This window comes from Acinetobacter sp. 228, from assembly GCF_048147885.1.
In genome coordinates this window covers 1-2,342 of record NZ_JAYWYV010000065.1, presented here as the reverse complement: position 1 = coordinate 2,342, position 2,342 = coordinate 1, and the positions used below count along the sequence as shown (strand labels likewise).

2 protein-coding genes are annotated in these 2,342 nt (G+C 41.2%); both read right to left on the bottom strand.

Annotated features, from left to right (window positions below; translation table 11 throughout):
• The coding region (locus VXQ92_RS15815) for an NAD(P)/FAD-dependent oxidoreductase (protein ID WP_416682451.1) at window positions 1-422 on the bottom strand (422 nt) is incomplete at its 3' end.
• Window positions 423-451: 29 nt separating this feature from the next.
• The coding region (locus tag VXQ92_RS15810) for an MMPL family transporter (RefSeq protein ID WP_416682449.1) at window positions 452-2,342 on the bottom strand (1,891 nt) is incomplete at its 5' end.

Genomic DNA, 2,342 nt, shown 5'->3' with positions numbered 1-2,342 from the left:
GATGCAACATCAACATCTAAAACCTCATGCCCAAAGCGTATATCAGCACCATAAGCTTGAGCCTGTTTTGCTAGTAAGTTGTCAAAATCTGCACGGCGAACTTGCCAAGTTGTGCCCGGACCATCCGTAAATTTTTCTGTAAAGTCATAAAAACTACGCTGTTTGCCACGTAGAAAAGCCGCACCATTTTTAAATTGAAAAGCATATTGCTCAACATGCTCACGGACTGTTTCTAATAAGCCAGCCTCTTCTAAAAACGCCATAGACTGCGGTAACAATGACTCACCAATCGAAAAACGAGGGAAATGCTGTTTTTCAATGACCGTAACGGTATAGCCCTTTTTTCGAAGAAGTGCAGCAGCAGAACTACCTGATGGCCCAGCCCCAATAATCACGACGTCAATTTTTTCTATAGTGCTCATAGCACAATTTCCTTTTTAATTTATTCAAATTATGAATGGTCTTGTAAATTTACAATATGTTTTTCATCTGCGGGCGTTAACAAAGTCGCATAGATAAACGAGAAAATAACCCCGAATAAAACCGTTAAACCAAAACAATGGATTGCATAAGTATGGCTAAATGAAAGTAATCCAAAGCCAAGTAAGGTCGACATCATACATAAAAATAATGCCATTCCAACTACTTGTGGGTGATCATGTCCATGTCGGTAGAAAATTGCATAGTCGACTCCAATTCCGATAATCAGAAAAGTCGCCATAATACTAAACAGGTTAATCTCGACACCTAACCATGTCTGAACAGCAAAAGTGCTTAGTAAAGCCAAGCTGACTGGCAAGACCAAAGGTACAATCGAACTTAATCCATAAATAAGCGCTAAACCAACTGCCAGACCAATTAAGGCATAAATCAGAAGATGTTGAGCCTGCACTCGATGTTCGGCAAACATTTGTGACATTGCAGTAATCGGTTGCTGGAAATGTATATGCTCATTCTGAAGTTGCTTTAACGCGTCAGGTTGTTTTGCCTCTGTCACCATCACTAATCGTTCATTGGCTTGAGGTTGTAAAAAAGCTAAAGGGTGATCTTTAAATACAGCAAAATCTAATAACGGTTGTGTTACCAGTTGCTGTTGCCACTGTAAAACATCAGCGACATTTAGCCCCATGCTTTGTGCATATTGCTGCAAAGTCGCTTTTGGAATATTTCTTAATAGTTTTAGATTATTTTGCTGCTCTGCCAATGGTGGAATCCATTGTCCCAAAGCTTGAAATGCACTGATTTTCCCTTGTGACTGTAACTGTTGCAAATGTCCAATCAGTTGCTGCTCTTGTTGCTGCATTTCATTTGCCGATGCTGCACGCACCACAAAATAATCACTACTTTGTTGCTGGCCAAATTGCTCACGAACCGCTTGGTCTTGCTGCTTTAACCTCGCGTCCATACCTTGTAAGTTACGAATATCATCGTTACTTTTAAGATAGAAAAGACTCGAAGTACCTACTGCTAAAATGACTGCAATCAAGCCATAACGGACTTTGGCACGCTGTTGAAACCATAAGCGTGCTTGTCCAATCCACGATAAAGCTTTTATTGCTGGCTGAGCATTGAGCGCAGGTAATCTTGGTAATAGCAGTACACTACTGATCCACGCCGCAGTTAATCCTACAATTGAAAAGACCGCAATCTGCTTAAATCCTGGAAATGGGGTAAAACTCAAAAAGATGTATGCAACTAATGTGGTCATTAAACCCATAAACAAACTTGGTAATAGCGGTTTTAGAATTTGAAAACCGCCAAGCTTTCTGTGCTGCGATTGCATCGCCATAAAATAAAATGAAAAATCAACACAGACACCAATCAGACTCGCACCAAAGACCAATGTCATCAGGTGAATTTCACCAAACACCCAATGTGTGACTGCAAACGCCACAAAGCTTCCAGTCGAAACTGCAATAAACTCCGTCGCCAAAGGTCGCAATGAGCGAAAGCCGAACCAAACCAGAAAAATTAAGCCCAATGTCGAGCCAACACCAATGGTTGAGATTTCCTGTTTGGCCGATTGCGTACCAAAATTTGAAAATAAAATAGTTCCAGTCCAATGAGATTTTAATCCCATTGCCGCTAGTTTTTGCTTAGTTTGTTCAATCCAAGTAGAGGTCTGCTCTTGGTAATCAATATTGTATGGGCTTTGCGTCAACTGTAATGCGAAAAGCCGAGAGATACCTTGCTCATGATGAATAGTGGCAAAGCCCTGCTCCATTTCCATATCTTGTTGCGACGGGGTTGCCAACTGCATAGCATAACGAGGGAACAATAATAGCGGGTCTTGCTTCAGTGACTCAGAAGTGACAGGCATGCCTGGACTCATCATCTGCATC